Genomic DNA, 16,000 nt, shown 5'->3' with positions numbered 1-16,000 from the left:
CAGACTACCCTAGCAAACCGAGAGTCGTTAGTTTCGGAGCAGGAACAACGGGAAGATTAAGCATTTTCTGCACACGTAGTTTCATTTGCTGACTACTACGATCTGGCAAATCCTCTAAAAGCAGCATAACTTCTTGCATTGACTTGCGATATTCAGTGGCTTGATTTAAATGCAATGCTTGCTCTGCAAGTAATAATCTTAATTGAGCCTCTTTTAGTAAAATACTTCGTTGGATTAAGTCTGGTGGAGTGCGTTGCACCTTTTCAAATTTGAACCATTGCCACCATGAACGTTCACTGTTTTTCTGCAGTCGAATATCGGGTTTCTGCATTTCTTGCTGAAGCTGCTGATCTAAATACTGCAACAACGTATCAAACTGCTGACGCTGCTGAGTTTGCAGCAATACATATTGTTGAATGTTTTGCTTATCTTGTTCCATCGCTTTGATAAGACCATGCTGCAATGCTGGTGAAACTTGATGTTGAGCCATTTGTTGTTGCAACTGATTCAACTGTTCTAGCGCAAAAATAAATTGTTGCTGATCTACAGCAAACTGCACTAATTGTAGTTTTTGCTTGATTACAACGGCGGGAGCAATACCATCAATCGTTATCGGTGTAGTTACAAGTTTATTATTGGTATTTGAGGTGTTTTTGTCTTGCAGTTGTCGTTGCAAACCCACTAATTGGTCATTTAACAAAGAGTATTGTTGCTGTGATTGAACCAACTGCTGTTGAAGCTGAGGAATTGTTTGAGAATATTGCGCAACATCATAACTGAGTTTCGCCAACCACACCAAACCCAGAACCAATATGAAATAAGCAATTTTTCTCATGATTGTCCTTGCCAGCCTTGAATAGAATGAATAATTTCTAATGGTGCTAATGTTTCTAACTGAATATATTTCAACATAGAATCTACTTGATTTTGCGTTTGACACAATACCTGAGCTAAACGCTCACCAAGTACTAAATAAATACAATCCAACTCTTTGCTAATCTGTGCGGTGAGCTTTTGCCAGTTTCTCCAACTTGCTTCACTACTAATCAACACAAAAACTGGTTGTTGTGATACCAATTGAGAAACGAGTTTAGGAAATTTAGTCAAACTTAGTTCAGGGCATTGGCGACGATAAAGGATAAAGTTGAGAATATTAACGCCTGTTTGTTGCAAATGTTGCATCATAAATTGACGTCCGCCGTGCCCACGCCAAAAGGCGACTGTATTTAAGTCAACACGTTCTCTAAGTATCGGTAGCTGCAACATCCCTTCTGAACTTTCCACATCAGGAACAAGACTATCAATCCCAAAGGTTTTTAGCGCTGCTGCTGTGGCTTGCCCAACCGCGATCCATTGAATATGTTTAAGTTGATCTAAATCAATCCCACTATTCTTGAGATACAGCATACCAATCTCAACAGCAGTTGGACTAACCACAACGATCACTTGCGAAGCCTTGAGTTGATCATACAACTGCATCAAATCTGCTGTAAATGGCTCAGCAACCAACTCAAGTAAGGGCAAGGATTCAACCTGTATCCCCTCTTGAATCAGAGCTTGATTTAATGAATGTGCTCGATCTTCAGGGCGCGTATTGATGAATAACATTTTAATATAAAGCTTTCAGTAGCTCACCTGCACCCTGTGCCAATAGTTTTTCGGCTAAAACCACACCCAATCGCTCTCCCTCATCCAATGCTCCTGACAATTGTTCTTTTAATAGCGTCTTTCCATCCACACTACCGACTCGACCTTCGATATGAAGTTGATTTTGAGTAATTGTCGCATAACCAGCGATCGGAACTTGGCATCCACCTTCAAGATAGGCATTAAAAGCACGTTCTGCACGTACACAAATTGAAGTTACTTCATGTTGAAGAGGAGAGATTAATTCCAGTAATTCTTGATCATCTGCGCGACATTCCAACCCCAAAGCACCTTGCCCTACTGCAGGCAAACTCAATGTAGGTGCGAGGCAATGGCGAATCCTCTCTGCCAAACCTAAGCGTTTTAAACCTGCGCTCGCTAAAATGATCGCATCATACAGCCCATCATCGAGTTTAGATAACCTCGTACCGACATTACCACGTAGATCAATAATTTCTAAATCAGGACGTTGCTGAAGTATCTGACATTTACGGCGTAGACTTGAGGTCCCTACTTTCGCACCATGTGGTAACTCATCAAAATGAGCATATTGATTCGATACAAAAGCATCTAGAGGATCTTCGCGTTCACAGATCACTGCAAGTGTTAAACCTTCAGGTAAATGCATCGGAACATCTTTCATTGAATGTACAGCTAAATCAGCACGCCCATCCAGTAGTGCTGCTTCCAGCTCTTTTACAAATAATCCTTTACCACCAATTTTTGCCAAAGGCGTATCTAAAATCTTATCACCTTGGGTTACAAACTTAACCAATTCAACCGTTAAATCAGGATAAAGTTCATTTAAACGAGCACGAATATGCTCAGCTTGCCAAAGTGCAAGAGGACTTTGTCGAGTTGCAATTTTTAGAGTTTTCATAAATCTAAGTTAAGTATTGATCAAAGCAATTGCTCCAAACTTAACTTGATCATTTAAAAATGCAAGTAAAAAAAGCAAAAAGTGATCATAACAAGCTTAGCTTCAACAAATTATAGTTGATGCATACACTCTCTTAGACTTGGTAAATGACGGCGACTCACCGACAAGCGCTCCTCAAGTTCACGTAATCGAACTTGGTATTGTCCAGCAGCAACCAGCTCTAGACCTTCTAAATAATCTAGTGAAACAAGCGCATTACGATGGATTCTAATAAAGCGGTCAGCAAACTCATGCTCTAAATCTTTTAATGTTTCGTCTATCAATACACTGCCATTTTTATGGCGCACGGTGACATACTTCTGATCCGCCAAAAAATAATAAATATTTTCTACAGGGATAAGTTCGACCCCACGATAAGTTTTCGCAGCAATTTGGTGACGTTGAGTTTTAGTATCGTACATATGATCTTGTTGTTTTAAACCCGTCATTTGAGCTTGGGTAAGTTGAGTTAAATTATCAAAAACCTGCTGTAAATCTTGTTGGGCTACAGGTTTGAGTAAATATCCCTGGGCTTGAAATTTAAATGCTTCCAATGCATGTTGATCGTATGCCGTACAAAAAATAATAGCAGGACGTGGGTTCAAGTGACTCAATTGCTCAGCGCACTCTAATCCATTCATCCCTGGCATCTGAATATCCAATAAAACAACATCTGGTGAATCATTTTCAATATGATCTAACACATCTTGCCCATGATGTGCTGTCGCAATCACTTCATGCCCCATTTGGGTCACTAAACGTGATAAACGCTCTACTGCGAGAGGTTCATCATCAGCAATCAGAACTTTCATCCTCTCCTCCTTGTCACCGTTAACATCATCCATATTTTTTATGGTTAACTGGACTTATTATTTTACTCGATCGTGGTAACTCACCACAGTCGTATATAACGACACTCCCCCATACACTTGAAACTTCACAGCTGGCCCATAATAAGCCTTCAAGCGCTGTTCAACATTTTCTATTGCAATACCATTCCCTGTTCTGGATTTTATTTTATCGTGAGAATAGGGGTTAGTAATGACTATAGTGACTTGATTTTGCAATATTTCAACCAATACGCTAATCGTTGAAGCTTGTAAAACTTTTTCCACCCCATGAAAAATACTATTCTCTAACAAAGGTTGCAACGTTAATAATGGAATAGTCGCTCGTTTTAACTCAATTGGTGTCGCTTGAATATTCCATTCTACGGTTAATCGGTCACCTAAACGCATTTTCTCAATACTGAGATATTGCCTACACAGATCAATTTCTTCCTCCAAACTTACCAGTTTCAACTCCTGAAAACTGGCCCGAAACAATCGAGAAAGACTGATCAACATATTTTCAGCTTTATCTGGATCTATTGAAATCAAACTCACCACACTATTTAAACTATTGAATAAGAAATGTGGATGAATCCTTGCTTGCATCGCTTGAATACGCGCATTTAACTCACTGTACTGCTGACGCAACCATTGCTCACGCATATATAAATAACGTAAGCAAAAAGCACCCAATAAAATACCATACCCCAAATGCAAACTTACGCCATGAAATAAGACATCTTCGGAAAAACCAGTAGATCGAGCTGCCCAAAACTGAATGATATTCACAGCGCAAGTTGTAAGCAGCACAATGATTTGCAGGACAACAAAACCCAAAGTCAAAGCGACTTTTTGACTTAACTTAGTAAAGAAATCCTGAAAATAATCGACAAATGCGGAAAAAGATAAAATCACCCAATTAATAAAAAAGGTGTATTGTAAAACGCGAATACCTTCCAAAGCATGCCAAGAGCGAGCTTCCGCCAATGCTAAAACCATTGCCAATACATTACTTGCAACAATTAGTTCTAATAAGTGTTGCCATTGACCAATTTTCGTAAAAAAATACGTGCCTGATGAATTCATCTGACGAGATTGCGATAACTTCTTGCGTCGAGTTTCGGCATCTGCGTTTGGATTTGCTATACTCTTTTTTATTTTACTGAGCCGCCATGACCACATCTTCTCAATCCTCATCTTCAGCAAGCCCTAATCAAACCTCTGGTATGTGGGGCGGTCGCTTCTCAGAAGCAACGGATGCATTTGTTGCAGAATTTACAGCATCTGTGCAATTTGACCAACGTTTTTATAAACAAGATATTGCAGGCTCTATTGCTCATGCAACCATGTTAGCGAAAGTTGGTGTACTCACTGAAGCTGAACGTGATGACATTATTCAAGGTTTAAGCACGATTAAAGCAGAAATCGAAGCTGGAAATTTTGAATGGCGTATTGATTTAGAAGATGTCCACATGAACATTGAGTCTCGTCTGACTCAACGTATTGGCATCACAGGTAAAAAACTTCATACAGGTCGCAGTCGTAATGACCAAGTAGCAACAGATATTCGTTTATATCTACGTGATGAAATTGATGACATTTTAGGCTTATTACTTCGCTTACAAAAAGGTTTACTGAGTTTAGCAAGTCAAAATACGCATACTATCATGCCTGGCTTTACTCATTTACAAACTGCTCAACCTGTGACGTTTGGTCATCACTTATTAGCTTGGTTTGAAATGCTTGTTCGTGACACCGAACGTTTACAAGACTGCCGTAAACGTGTCAATCGTATGCCACTCGGCTCAGCAGCCTTAGCTGGTACAACCTACCCGATTGATCGTGCCTATACCGCTGAGTTATTAGGTTTTGAAGCAGTTTCAGAAAACTCTCTGGATGCAGTCTCAGATCGTGATTTTGCGATTGAATTTAATGCCGCAGCATCTTTGATCATGATGCACTTATCACGTATGTCTGAAGAACTAATTCTATGGACTTCAGCTCAGTTCAAGTTTGTGAATATTCCTGATCGCTTCTGTACCGGTTCTTCAATCATGCCCCAGAAGAAAAACCCAGATGTTCCTGAATTAGTTCGTGGCAAGTCAGGTCGTGTTTTTGGCGACTTGATTAGCTTATTGACCTTAATGAAAGGTCAACCATTGGCATACAACAAAGATAACCAAGAAGACAAAGAACCATTATTTGATGCCATTGATACCGTTCGTGGCTCACTTATGGCTTTTGCAGACATGGTTCCAGCACTGGTACCAAATATTGAAGTTATGCGTGAAGCGGCTTTACGTGGCTTCTCTACAGCAACTGACCTTGCAGATTACCTTGTTAAAAAAGGGGTTGCTTTCCGTGATGCGCATGAAATTGTTGGTAAAGCAGTTGCTCTTGGCGTAGCAGAAGAAAAAGATTTGTCTGAGCTTTCTCTTGAACAGTTACAACAATTCTCTGATCTGATTGAAGCAGATGTATTTGACAAAGCTTTGACTTTAGAAGCTTCAGTGAATGCACGTGACCATATTGGTGGAACTTCACCTAAACAAGTTGAAGCTGCAATTGTTCGTGCACACACTCGCTTAGAACAGCTATACGCTTAAGGACTGATCATGACTAGACAAGTATTTTGCCGTAAATACCAACAAGAACTTGAAGGTTTAGATTTTGCACCATTCCCTGGTGCAAAGGGTCAAGAATTTTTTGAGACTGTATCTAAACAAGCTTGGCAAGAATGGTTAAAACATCAAACTACATTGATTAACGAAAAACGTTTAAATGTATTTGAACCAGATGCAAAAAAATTCCTCGAGGAACAACGCGAGAAATTTTTCAACAATGACCAAAGCGTAGAAAAAGCCGAAGGCTGGAAGCCTGAACAAGGATAAGCTGAGTAACGCTCTACCCTTATCGAACAGCTAAGCTCTGCCAAGTTAAGAAGGGGAGCTTAGTTTTTTAAAATTTCTTGTGTCAAAAGCAATGATTCCATCATTGCTTTTTTTATTTAAAAATTGGCAAGACAACTTTGATCTTTTAAATTACAGGCTATTTTTACCATAAGTTCAAATTTTGATTTAAAAACACTTATGATTTATCATTTTTATTTACGTGATCTTTACACTAGTAATAAAGGATTACAGAGTATACACAGTTGTCTACATGACAGATTGAACGATTCTATTTAAAGTTACTTATAGAAAGATAGAGATACCCCCAATATCTCAACAATGCATGATATTTCTCTTCCAGACTTTTCCCCCGAAGTCTGGGATTTTTTTATTTACTCTATCTAAATATCTGTGTGACATATTCGTTTCTGCAATCTTATGGAGATAGCAGGAAATACTCCCAAATCACAAATCCTAAACCAAATCCAAGACATGCATATAGAACGATAATAAAGAAAACGAAGCTCGCATTATTTTTCTTTTTTAGGAAACTCATAGCATTCTCGCCTTTAGGTTGAAAATACTATTTTGAAAAAATACTGATTCTAAATATAGCCACAAAGCCTTCAAAAAAAACTATAACAGATCATTTAAATCACCCCAAAATGATCCAAACAAACCGTTTTTCATAAAAAAAGTGAACTTAATCAAAATCTGCTTCAGATTTACTTTGATTAAATTCACTTTCTATTAAATCTTTTTGGGTGTGCAAAATTACTTTTGATTTACTTTTTGCTCAATTTCTTCAATGCTAGTATGACGAACATCCATACCTTTCGCCATATAGATCACTTGCTCAGAAATATTACGCGCATGATCACCAATTCGCTCTAAAGAACGTAACACCCACATCACATTAATAACACGTGAGATATGACGTGGATCTTCAATCATATATGTCATAAGTGTACGAGTCGCTGATTGATATTCACGATCAATATCGACATCAGCCATAACAACTTTCAAAGCCTGATCCACATCTAAACGCGCAAATGCATCTAATGCATCATGGATCATGACACGAACCTGATTACCAATATGACGTGTTTCCATGTAACCACGTGGTGACTCACCCTCTTCACAAAGATTTTGAGCAATACGTGCAATTTTTGCAGCTTCATCACCAATTCGCTCAAGATCGGTATTGGCTTTGCTCATTGCAATCACCATACGCAAATCGATCGCAGCAGGATGACGGCGCGCCAAAATTAAAGTCAAACCTTCATCAATATCTCGCTCATATTGATTCACCGTGTTGTCTTTAAACTGAACATCAATCGCTAAATTGGCATCTGTGTCTAATAAAGCATGAATTGAGTTAGCAACTTGCTGCTCTACCAATCCGCCCATTGTCATAAATTTGGTATGAACATCTTGTAGGTCTTCATTAAATTGTGAAGAAATATGGTGACTTAACACTGGATTACTTGGACACACAGGATGCCTCCACTAGACACATGGAAAAAATGATTGGTGATTAAACCATAACTATGATGAAACTTTTATGACAATAGCATGGATTTGGCAATTAACGAATGGTGTTAATTGATACAACAATAAAGCAAAAATCTGTTAGTCTAAATGCCTAGCTTGACGGAGCGCAGTTAACAAACTGCTGAGATTGTCTTAATTCTCAATTTAAAGACAAGTACCGTTGAACCTGATCAGGTTAACACCTGCGTAGGAATCAAGCCCAGCAAAAACTTCGCCTTTATTTATCAAAGAGATAAATCCGCCATCGTTTTTGGTCGTGCTTGATTCGTTAATGCCAAACATAAGGATCATGCAATGAACCAATTAACGAATCTTTCCCCTGCTGATATTTCTGCTCAACATGAGCAAGATGCTAAAGATTTAACCCGTATCTTACCTGCCTCCAAAAAAGTCTATGTTGAAGGTTCACGCCCAGACATCCAAGTACCGTTCAGAGAAATCAGTCTCACAGATACTCCTACTGGTTTAGGTGGCGAACATAACCCACCAATCATGGTTTACGATACATCTGGAGTCTATACAGATCCAAATGTCCAAATTGATTTGAACAAAGGTTTACCTCTAGTTCGCCAATCATGGATTGAAGAACGCAATGATACAGATGTTTTAGAAACCTTGAGTTCTGAGTTTGGACAAGCACGCTTAAAAGATATTCGCACAGCAGATATTCGGTTTGCTCATATCCAAAATCCTCGCCGCGCAAAAGCAGGCAAAAATGTCACGCAAATGCATTATGCGAAGCAAGGTATTATCACGCCAGAAATGGAATATATTGCAATTCGTGAGAATCAACGCCAACGTCATGACGTTGATATGCGCCAACACGCAGGACAAAATTTTGGTGCACAAAATTTAAGAGAAATTACCCCTGAATTTGTACGTCAAGAAATTGCTGCAGGACGTGCGATCATCCCTGCAAATATTAATCACCCTGAATGTGAACCGATGATTATTGGTCGTAACTTCTTAGTGAAGATTAATGCCAATATTGGTAATTCAGCGCTTGGCTCATCTATTGATGAAGAAGTTGCCAAAATGACATGGGCAACACGTTGGGGTGCTGACACCATTATGGATTTATCGACAGGTAAAAATATCCATGAAACACGCGAATGGATCATTCGCAACTCACCTGTTCCAATTGGGACTGTTCCAATTTACCAAGCCTTAGAAAAAGTGGATGGTGTTGCAGAAGACCTCACTTGGGAAATTTTTAAAGACACCTTGATTGAACAAGCTGAACAAGGTGTAGATTATTTCACCATTCATGCTGGTGTCTTACTTCGCTACGTTCCTATGACTGCAAATCGCCTCACAGGCATTGTATCTCGTGGGGGTTCAATTATGGCGCAATGGTGTTTAGCACATCATCAGGAAAACTTCTTGTACACGCATTTCGATGAAATTTGCGAAATCATGAAAGCTTATGATGTCTCATTCAGCTTAGGTGATGGACTACGACCTGGATGTGTTCAAGATGCCAATGACGAAGCGCAATTTAGTGAACTTAAAACACTGGGAGAGTTGACACATCGTGCTTGGGAACATGATGTTCAGGTGATGATTGAGGGTCCTGGTCATGTGCCTATGCATATGATTAAAGAGAATATGGATTTACAACTAGAAGTCTGTAAAGAAGCTCCTTTCTATACTCTTGGACCACTCACGACTGACATCGCACCAGGATATGATCACATTACCTCAGCAATCGGTGCTGCGATGATTGGTTGGTATGGTACAGCGATGCTTTGTTATGTTACACCTAAAGAACATCTAGGCTTACCAAATAAGAAAGATGTAAAAGATGGCATCATTACCTACAAAATTGCAGCGCATGCGGCAGACTTAGCCAAAGGTCATCCAGGTGCGCAAGTCCGTGATAATGCACTTTCTAAAGCACGTTTTGAATTCCGTTGGGACGATCAGTTTAATCTGAGCTTAGACCCTGATACGGCACGTAGCATGCATGATGAAACACTTCCAAAAGAAGCTCATAAATCAGCTCATTTCTGTTCGATGTGTGGACCAAAATTCTGTTCGATGAAAATCACACAGAATGTGCGAGATTATGCGCAAAATCAACACAATGCCAATCAATCAAATGATGAAGATGCAGAAGTTGAAGCAGGTCTCAATGCAATGAAAACCGCTTATCAGGAACATGGTCAAAAACTGTACCACAAAGTGTAAATCGACTAAAAAAAGATTTTCCAACGAACCATTCTCGGTTAGGATGAGATATGTACAATCTCATCCTAATTTATGATGAATATTCTTGAGCACGCCAGCTTTTCAGCATCCGACGTTTCGATAGAATCTCGAGAGAACTTATTTCGAGGGTTCATTCAGGTAGAGAAAGTCACGATAAAACATAGATTATTTAATAAATCTAATTATTCATCATCTATTCATCGTGAATTAATTCACCGTCCCGAAGCGGCTGGTGTTTTATTATATGATAATCAGCAAAGACGTTTTGCTTTGATCGAACAATTTCGAATTGGCGCATTAAACGATACCGTTTCACCTTGGCAATTAGAAGTGATTGCTGGTGTTTTAGATGGGGATGAAACACCTGAAACATGTATTCGCCGTGAAAGCTTAGAAGAAGCGGGTTGTGAAGTTCATGACTTACAACATTTATTTACCTTTTATCCTTCAGCAGGGGCATGTTCAGAAATTTTTCACTTATATGTTGCAAATGTTGAATTACCAACATCAGGTGGCGTGTTTGGAATGCCAGACGAAGGTGAAGACATTCAACTTCATTTGTTTGATTATTCTGATGCACCTCTATTATTAAAAAATGGGCGGTTGAGAAATGCACCTGTCATTATGGCATTGCAGTGGCTTACTCAGCATTTACGACAACAATAAAAATCTGAAGGGGATAAAGCGGTGACTTTTCAAGTCTCAACATTATCACAAAAAGATTTTGTGATGATCCAGATTACGGATACTCATTTACTTGAATATCCACATTTAGAATTTGTCGGAATGCAACCCGAACAAAGTTTTCATGCAGTAATTGACTTGATGCGTCAAACACACCCTGAGATTGACTTGATTGTTCATACAGGTGATTTAGCTCAGAACCCGACGCCACTCACCTATCATCGCTATCTCGAGTATATGCATAGCTTGAGCATTCCCTTTTTTCAAACACCTGGGAATCACGATGATGTCAATCATTTTCCATTCCATGAGCAAGACAAGACTGCTCCAACAGTTGTTGAGCTTGGAAATTGGTATGTCATTTTATTAAATAGCGCTCAGCCGAATCGTATTGACGGCAAAATCGCAGATGCCCAATTGCAGCAACTTCCAAAATTATTGACTCAACTACATGATCGTTATGTCATAATTGCATGTCACCACCATCCCTTTGCAATGCAATCTGCATGGATTGATCAGCATAAATTAAAAAATTCCTCTGATTTACTTGAAACCATTCAGCTCTTTAGCAATGTTAAGGCAATTATTTGTGGACACGTGCATCAAGACTCTATTACATCATGGCAAGGTGTTGAATTCCTTTCGACCCCTTCTACATGTATTCAGTTCAAACCGAAAAGTGAAAAATTTGCACTTGATGAAGAACACCCTGGCTACCGATATATCCGTTTGAAAGCAAATGGCGAGATTGAAACACAAGTACATCGTCTAAGTAATTCTCAACGCTTGAGTAGCTCAGAAGTCTTAGGTTACGACTAAACTTTTGATTACAAATCACATCCTAGATTTATCACTAATTCTAGACAGTAATGACTACCATCTTGCTGAAAAAGTCTATATGATGTCGACCCTTGATGGAAAAAACCATCTTAGGTTTCTATAAAAACACTTGCATATCACCATATTTTTTGCGTATAGATAGTACGTGTAAGATGAGGAATGCCCTATATGGCGAATGACAACCAAAATCAAGTCTTGGACGAACACACAGCAGTGATCGACGAACAAAAATCGACTGTAAAACGTGTACGCAAAACCAAACCTAAAGCTTCTGAAGGCGGTACAACTGCGAGCTTGTTTGGGATTGAACCTTATCAGCCGAAAAAAAATGAAGAATACATGTCTGATGGACAACTTGAGCATTTCCGCCAAATCTTAAATGCATGGAAAGCAGAGTTAATGTCAGAAGTTGATCGTACGCTCAACACAATGCAAGATGAATCAACAGCTTTACCCGATGTAAATGATAGAGCGACTCAGGAAGAAGAGTTTGCGATTGAATTACGTACACGTGATCGTGAGCGTAAGCTGATTCGTAAAATCGAGCAATCATTAGAAGCGATCCAAAGTGGTGATTACGGTTTCTGCGAAACTTGCGGTATCGAAATCGGCTTACGCCGTTTAGAAGCTCGTCCAACAGCTACTCAATGTATCGATTGCAAAACTTTGGCTGAAATCAAAGAAAAGCAAAACAACGGATAACCATCCCGCCTAACCTCCCTTTAGAAAGGGAGGAATATTGCGAGTTTTAAAACCCCATTGTTTTCGCATATCTCCCTCCTTGTATTGGAGGGATTAGGTGTAGATTTAATTATTTAGACAACAATAAATCTTTATGTCTTATATCGGACGTTTTGCACCCTCTCCTACTGGCCCTTTACATTTTGGTTCTTTACTGACTGCTGTCGCAAGCTATTGTGATGCCAAAGCCAATCATGGTAAGTGGTTAGTACGAATAGAAGATACCGATATTCCTCGCATTTATCCAAATAGCGAAACTCACATTTTATCTTGCATCGATGCCTTTGAATTTGAACCTGATGCCGAGATTATTTTCCAAAAAGATCGTTTAACTATTTATGAGCAAGTACTCGATCAACTCAAACAGCAACATGCCATATATGCTTGCCAATGCACCCGCAAAATGCTCGGCTCTAATCACATCTATGCTGGCACATGCCGAGATTTAAATCTTGATTTTGCTGAGCAAGCCATTCGTTTAAAAGTCGATGATCTGCTGATTTGTTTTGAAGACAGATTACAAGGTCTGCAATGTTCCAACCTAAAAGATGATCTCGGTGACTTCGTTCTAAAACGAAGAGATGGCATCATTAGTTATCAATTAGCAGTTGTGGTAGATGATTATTTACAAGGCATTACGCATGTCGTTCGCGGTGCGGATTTATTAGATAATACCGCTCGACAAATCTGGCTTGGTTCTATATTGAACTATCCAAGTTTGAGTTATATGCATTTACCCCTTGCTATGAATGGTCAAGGTCAGAAATTATCTAAGCAAAATTTGGCACAAGCATTAGACGTATCAAAGGCTTCTGAATTATTACAGCAAGCCATATTGGCACTTGGGCAACCAAATGTTGAATTAAATCAACCTAGAATAATGCTGCAACAAGCTGTACAGCAATGGGATGTAAATTTAATCCCTAAAGGCATTCATTTGACAGGATCTTATTTATAAAACAAAAGAGACCCTAATAAATTAGGGTCTCTTTTGTATCAGAAACTAAATTCCTTAGAAATTCGATTCTTCTTTGACAGGATTTAGCTCTTGGGTTGAAGCGTCAATTTTCAAAATCAGACTAATCATCGCAGCACACATCATCAATGATGTACCACCATAACTAATAAACGGCAGTGTCAAACCTTTGGTTGGCATCAAGCCCATATTCATGCCCGCATTTACCAAAATCTGTAACAGGAAAATAATGCTGATACCATAAGCTAAATAACCTGCGCGTAGATAATTATGCTGTAATGCACGATGACCAATACGAATACAACATGCCAGCATAGTAAATGAGAGAATCATGACCGTGGTTACACCGAAGAATCCAAACTCCTCACCCAAGACTGCTAACATAAAGTCTGTATGTGCTTCAGGAAGATAGGAAAGTTTCTGGACACTATGCCCCAAACCTGTTCCAAACCATTCACCCCGACCAAATGCCATCAAAGCATTTGACAACTGATAACCCACACCTAATGGATCAGCCCAAGGGTTGGTAAATGAAATAAGTCGTTGAAAGCGGAATGGTTCAAATAAAATCAGTGCGGTAATCCCTGCAAGAATCGCCCCTAACATAATCAAAAACTGAGTCGCAGGTGCGCCAGCTAAGAAGAACACGCCAACCATCATTAAAACAATCACTGCTGTTGCCCCAAGATCAGGCTCAGCAACGATAAAACCGACTGTAAGTGCCATTACTCCGCTTAAGCGTAGCAAACCTTTCCAGTGCGTTCGAACCTCTTTCGCACGGCGCACCACATAATCTGCCGTAAAAATTGCCATCACAATCTTAGCAATCTCCGTTGGCTGTATTGTGAAACCACCAACTTTAATCCAACGATGTGCGCCATTCACTTCTGACCCGACCACCAAAACAGCGAGCAGCAATATGATCGTAATCAGCCATAATGGAAACGCATTTTTAAACCATAAGTTTAAAGAGACACGATAAGTCAAAAATGCAACCACAGCAGCGACAACAATCGAAATACCATGACGAATCAAAAAGTAAAATGGATTTTCGTGGATATATTCTGCATACGGCATGGAAGCAGAGGCCACCATCACCGAACCCAAACAGAGTAAAGATACCACACAGAAAATCAGAATGTTACGTGGTGTCATTTCTGCTGGAAGCTTCGGCAATCGATTTAAGATTTGAGAAATCTTCTGCACTGTATTTTGGGCCAAATCCGCCATAACGCTGTTCCTAGTTTTTATTTTCACTCAAGGCATTTACACATGCCACGAACTGATGCCCGCGATCATTATAACTTTTAAACATATCAAAACTTGCACATGCTGGCGACAACAGAACCACATCTTCAGCTTGTGTTACTTGCTGAGCAAGCTCGACCGCGGCTTTTAAGCTAGACGCGTGCTGAATAACAGTTGTTCCTTGTATCGCTTGTTCAATTACAGGTGCATCCTCGCCAATTAGAATGACAGATTTCACATATTTTTGTATTGCATTACGCAAAGGACGGAAATCCTGACCTTTGCCTTGACCGCCTAAAATAAGTGCTAATTTGCCTTTATTGACTTCAATAGCAGCGCCAAGCCCATCAATCGCCGCTAAAGTTGCACCGACATTTGTTCCTTTTGAATCATTGTAATAACGCACACCATCAATCGTTTGCACATATTCACAACGATGCTCCAAGCCTTTGAATGTTTTCAATGTCTCTAACATACTCGGCAACGGAAATCCAACCGCTTCACCAATGGCCAAACAAGCAAGTGCATTTGCTACATTGTGCATTCCTTGAATATACATCTCAGAGGTTTTTAAGATACGCTCTCTTCCACGTGCCAACCACATGGTGCCATCTGCATCTCTCAAAACACCATATTGATTTAAATCAGGAGCATTCAAACCGAAACTTTGCATTGGTGTTGCATCAGGCACTAAAGGACGGCTTAAATTATCATCTCGGTTATAAACGACTTTTTTAACACCTTGGAAAATTCGATGTTTGGCTTTGTGATAACCCAACATATCACCATGACGATCCAAGTGGTCTTCACTCATATTGAGAACAACCGCAACTTCAGCATTCAAATGCGAAGTAGTTTCCAACTGGAAACTCGATAACTCCAAAACGATGAGTTCAGGTTTATCTTTTAATAAATCTAAGGCTGGTCGACCTAAGTTTCCACCAACAGCCACTTTCTTTCCAGCATCCTGAGCCATCAAACCCACGAGTGTTGTCACTGTACTTTTAGCATTTGACCCTGTAATCGCAATAATGGGAGCATCAGTTGCACGGCGTAAAAGCTGAATATCCCCTACAACTGGAATTCCTTTATCAATGGCTTGTTGAATTTCAGGTAATTGTGGTGCTAAGCCAGGACTTAAAATAATCTCTTCAGCCTGAAGTAATAGCTCTGTATCGAGTCGTCCAAAGCTCGTTCTCACCTCAGCAGGAATTTGATCATGACCTGGTGGAGTTTCTCGAGAGTCTGTTACTGCAACTTGGTAGCCTTGTTCATGCAGAAAGTTTACTGCTGACACACCAGAAATACCCAAGCCAGCAACAACTTTTAATCCACCACGTTGTATTAACATTTTTGCCCCATTTTATCGCAGATCACAGAATGGCAAAAATGTTAGCACTTTGCTGTTTTGAATGCTTTTTCAGTTTTATCTTTATTCGCATTTTTTTGTGTCAGTGCG

At 39.6% G+C, this 16,000-nt stretch carries 16 protein-coding genes and 1 riboswitch; of the genes, 7 read left to right on the top strand and 9 right to left on the bottom strand.

The annotated features are described in order from the left end of the window. Positions 1 to 4: 4 nt before the first annotated feature. From R2H34_RS01655 to R2H34_RS01635, 5 genes are all read right to left on the bottom strand, one after another. On the bottom strand, positions 5 to 835 hold the full coding sequence (locus tag R2H34_RS01655) for a hypothetical protein (RefSeq protein ID WP_005403543.1): 831 nt from the start codon (positions 833 to 835) through the stop codon (positions 5 to 7). Then, positions 832 to 1,608 (bottom strand): uroporphyrinogen-III synthase, encoded by a 777-nt coding sequence (locus R2H34_RS01650; protein ID WP_042892805.1) that lies wholly within the window; start codon positions 1,606 to 1,608, stop codon positions 832 to 834. The genes R2H34_RS01655 and R2H34_RS01650 overlap by 4 nt, the downstream gene beginning before the upstream one ends. 1 nt (position 1,609) lies before the next feature. Further along, complete coding sequence (gene hemC, locus R2H34_RS01645; protein ID WP_004916978.1) at positions 1,610 to 2,527, bottom strand: hydroxymethylbilane synthase; 918 nt, start codon at positions 2,525 to 2,527, stop codon at positions 1,610 to 1,612. A 110-nt stretch (positions 2,528 to 2,637) separates the two neighbouring features. Then, positions 2,638 to 3,378 (bottom strand): LytR/AlgR family response regulator transcription factor, encoded by a 741-nt coding sequence (locus R2H34_RS01640; protein WP_004916982.1) that lies wholly within the window; start codon positions 3,376 to 3,378, stop codon positions 2,638 to 2,640. Between the two features lie 57 nt (positions 3,379 to 3,435). Beyond that, positions 3,436 to 4,578: a sensor histidine kinase gene (locus tag R2H34_RS01635; protein WP_126132054.1), complete on the bottom strand. Its 1,143-nt coding sequence runs from the start codon at positions 4,576 to 4,578 to the stop codon at positions 3,436 to 3,438. Here R2H34_RS01635 and argH point away from each other — a divergent pair. Both argH and R2H34_RS01625 read left to right on the top strand, forming a co-directional pair. Then, complete coding sequence (argH, locus tag R2H34_RS01630) at positions 4,569 to 6,002, top strand: argininosuccinate lyase (RefSeq protein ID WP_004957372.1); 1,434 nt, start codon at positions 4,569 to 4,571, stop codon at positions 6,000 to 6,002. The genes R2H34_RS01635 and argH overlap by 10 nt on opposite strands. A gap of 9 nt (positions 6,003 to 6,011) precedes the next feature. Beyond that, on the top strand, positions 6,012 to 6,287 hold the full coding sequence (locus tag R2H34_RS01625) for an oxidative damage protection protein (RefSeq protein WP_004916986.1): 276 nt from the start codon (positions 6,012 to 6,014) through the stop codon (positions 6,285 to 6,287). 436 nt (positions 6,288 to 6,723) lie between these two features. Here R2H34_RS01625 and R2H34_RS01620 read toward each other — a convergent pair whose 3' ends face one another. Continuing rightward, positions 6,724 to 6,843, bottom strand: coding sequence for a hypothetical protein (locus R2H34_RS01620; RefSeq protein WP_004916987.1), 120 nt, complete (start codon positions 6,841 to 6,843; stop codon positions 6,724 to 6,726). 218 nt (positions 6,844 to 7,061) lie between these two features. Further along, a complete protein-coding gene (gene phoU, locus R2H34_RS01615; RefSeq protein WP_075696858.1) occupies positions 7,062 to 7,784 on the bottom strand; it encodes a phosphate signaling complex protein PhoU in 723 nt (240 codons plus the stop codon). 147 nt (positions 7,785 to 7,931) lie between these two features. Further along, positions 7,932 to 8,051, top strand: a riboswitch (TPP riboswitch). Positions 8,052 to 8,135: 84 nt separating this feature from the next. Between phoU and thiC the strand changes: the two genes are divergently transcribed. The 5 genes from thiC to gluQRS all read left to right on the top strand — a co-directional run bounded on the left by thiC (position 8,136) and on the right by gluQRS (position 13,275). Continuing rightward, entirely contained in the window at positions 8,136 to 10,031 is a 1,896-nt protein-coding gene (thiC, locus tag R2H34_RS01610; RefSeq protein ID WP_004916989.1) for a phosphomethylpyrimidine synthase ThiC, read from the top strand. Between the two features lie 75 nt (positions 10,032 to 10,106). Continuing rightward, entirely contained in the window at positions 10,107 to 10,718 is a 612-nt protein-coding gene (locus R2H34_RS01605; protein WP_005403538.1) for an NUDIX domain-containing protein, read from the top strand. A 21-nt stretch (positions 10,719 to 10,739) separates the two neighbouring features. Beyond that, complete coding sequence (gene cpdA, locus R2H34_RS01600) at positions 10,740 to 11,555, top strand: 3',5'-cyclic-AMP phosphodiesterase (protein ID WP_004958529.1); 816 nt, start codon at positions 10,740 to 10,742, stop codon at positions 11,553 to 11,555. A gap of 189 nt (positions 11,556 to 11,744) precedes the next feature. Then, a complete protein-coding gene (gene dksA, locus R2H34_RS01595; RefSeq protein ID WP_004916993.1) occupies positions 11,745 to 12,278 on the top strand; it encodes an RNA polymerase-binding protein DksA in 534 nt (177 codons plus the stop codon). 133 nt (positions 12,279 to 12,411) lie between these two features. Next, entirely contained in the window at positions 12,412 to 13,275 is an 864-nt protein-coding gene (gene gluQRS, locus R2H34_RS01590) for a tRNA glutamyl-Q(34) synthetase GluQRS (RefSeq protein ID WP_042892797.1), read from the top strand. Positions 13,276 to 13,329: 54 nt separating this feature from the next. Here the strand turns inward: gluQRS and ftsW are convergent, their stop codons facing one another. Together ftsW and murD are read right to left on the bottom strand one after the other, a co-directional pair. After that, positions 13,330 to 14,523, bottom strand: a complete 1,194-nt coding sequence (gene ftsW, locus R2H34_RS01585) for a putative lipid II flippase FtsW (protein ID WP_004916997.1) — start codon at positions 14,521 to 14,523, stop codon at positions 13,330 to 13,332. 10 nt (positions 14,524 to 14,533) lie between these two features. Next, a complete protein-coding gene (gene murD / locus R2H34_RS01580) occupies positions 14,534 to 15,892 on the bottom strand; it encodes a UDP-N-acetylmuramoyl-L-alanine--D-glutamate ligase (protein WP_004957366.1) in 1,359 nt (452 codons plus the stop codon). Positions 15,893 to 16,000: the final 108 nt, after the last annotated feature.

The organism is Acinetobacter sp. 16, from assembly GCF_033439925.1.
In the GTDB taxonomy this organism is placed as follows: domain Bacteria; phylum Pseudomonadota; class Gammaproteobacteria; order Pseudomonadales; family Moraxellaceae; genus Acinetobacter; species Acinetobacter junii.
Note: the sequence above shows the minus strand (reverse complement) of the source record. Positions and strands in the feature narration are given on the sequence as shown.

What these genes read in the sequence shown, in the direction of transcription:
- dksA (WP_004916993.1), top strand. Translation starts at nt 11,745, where the DNA reads ATGGCGAATGACAACCAAAATCAAGTCTTGGACGAACACACAGCAGTG.
- R2H34_RS01625 (WP_004916986.1), top strand. Translation starts at nt 6,012, where the DNA reads ATGACTAGACAAGTATTTTGCCGTAAATACCAACAAGAACTTGAAGGT.
- R2H34_RS01635 (WP_126132054.1), bottom strand. Translation starts at nt 4,578, where the DNA reads ATGTGGTCATGGCGGCTCAGTAAAATAAAAAAGAGTATAGCAAATCCA.
- hemC (WP_004916978.1), bottom strand. Translation starts at nt 2,527, where the DNA reads ATGAAAACTCTAAAAATTGCAACTCGACAAAGTCCTCTTGCACTTTGG.
- R2H34_RS01650 (WP_042892805.1), bottom strand. Translation starts at nt 1,608, where the DNA reads ATGTTATTCATCAATACGCGCCCTGAAGATCGAGCACATTCATTAAAT.
- R2H34_RS01605 (WP_005403538.1), top strand. Translation starts at nt 10,107, where the DNA reads ATGAATATTCTTGAGCACGCCAGCTTTTCAGCATCCGACGTTTCGATA.
- gluQRS (WP_042892797.1), top strand. Translation starts at nt 12,412, where the DNA reads ATGTCTTATATCGGACGTTTTGCACCCTCTCCTACTGGCCCTTTACAT.
- R2H34_RS01620 (WP_004916987.1), bottom strand. Translation starts at nt 6,843, where the DNA reads ATGAGTTTCCTAAAAAAGAAAAATAATGCGAGCTTCGTTTTCTTTATT.
- ftsW (WP_004916997.1), bottom strand. Translation starts at nt 14,523, where the DNA reads ATGGCGGATTTGGCCCAAAATACAGTGCAGAAGATTTCTCAAATCTTA.
- argH (WP_004957372.1), top strand. Translation starts at nt 4,569, where the DNA reads ATGACCACATCTTCTCAATCCTCATCTTCAGCAAGCCCTAATCAAACC.
- R2H34_RS01655 (WP_005403543.1), bottom strand. Translation starts at nt 835, where the DNA reads ATGAGAAAAATTGCTTATTTCATATTGGTTCTGGGTTTGGTGTGGTTG.
- thiC (WP_004916989.1), top strand. Translation starts at nt 8,136, where the DNA reads ATGAACCAATTAACGAATCTTTCCCCTGCTGATATTTCTGCTCAACAT.
- R2H34_RS01640 (WP_004916982.1), bottom strand. Translation starts at nt 3,378, where the DNA reads ATGAAAGTTCTGATTGCTGATGATGAACCTCTCGCAGTAGAGCGTTTA.
- murD (WP_004957366.1), bottom strand. Translation starts at nt 15,892, where the DNA reads ATGTTAATACAACGTGGTGGATTAAAAGTTGTTGCTGGCTTGGGTATT.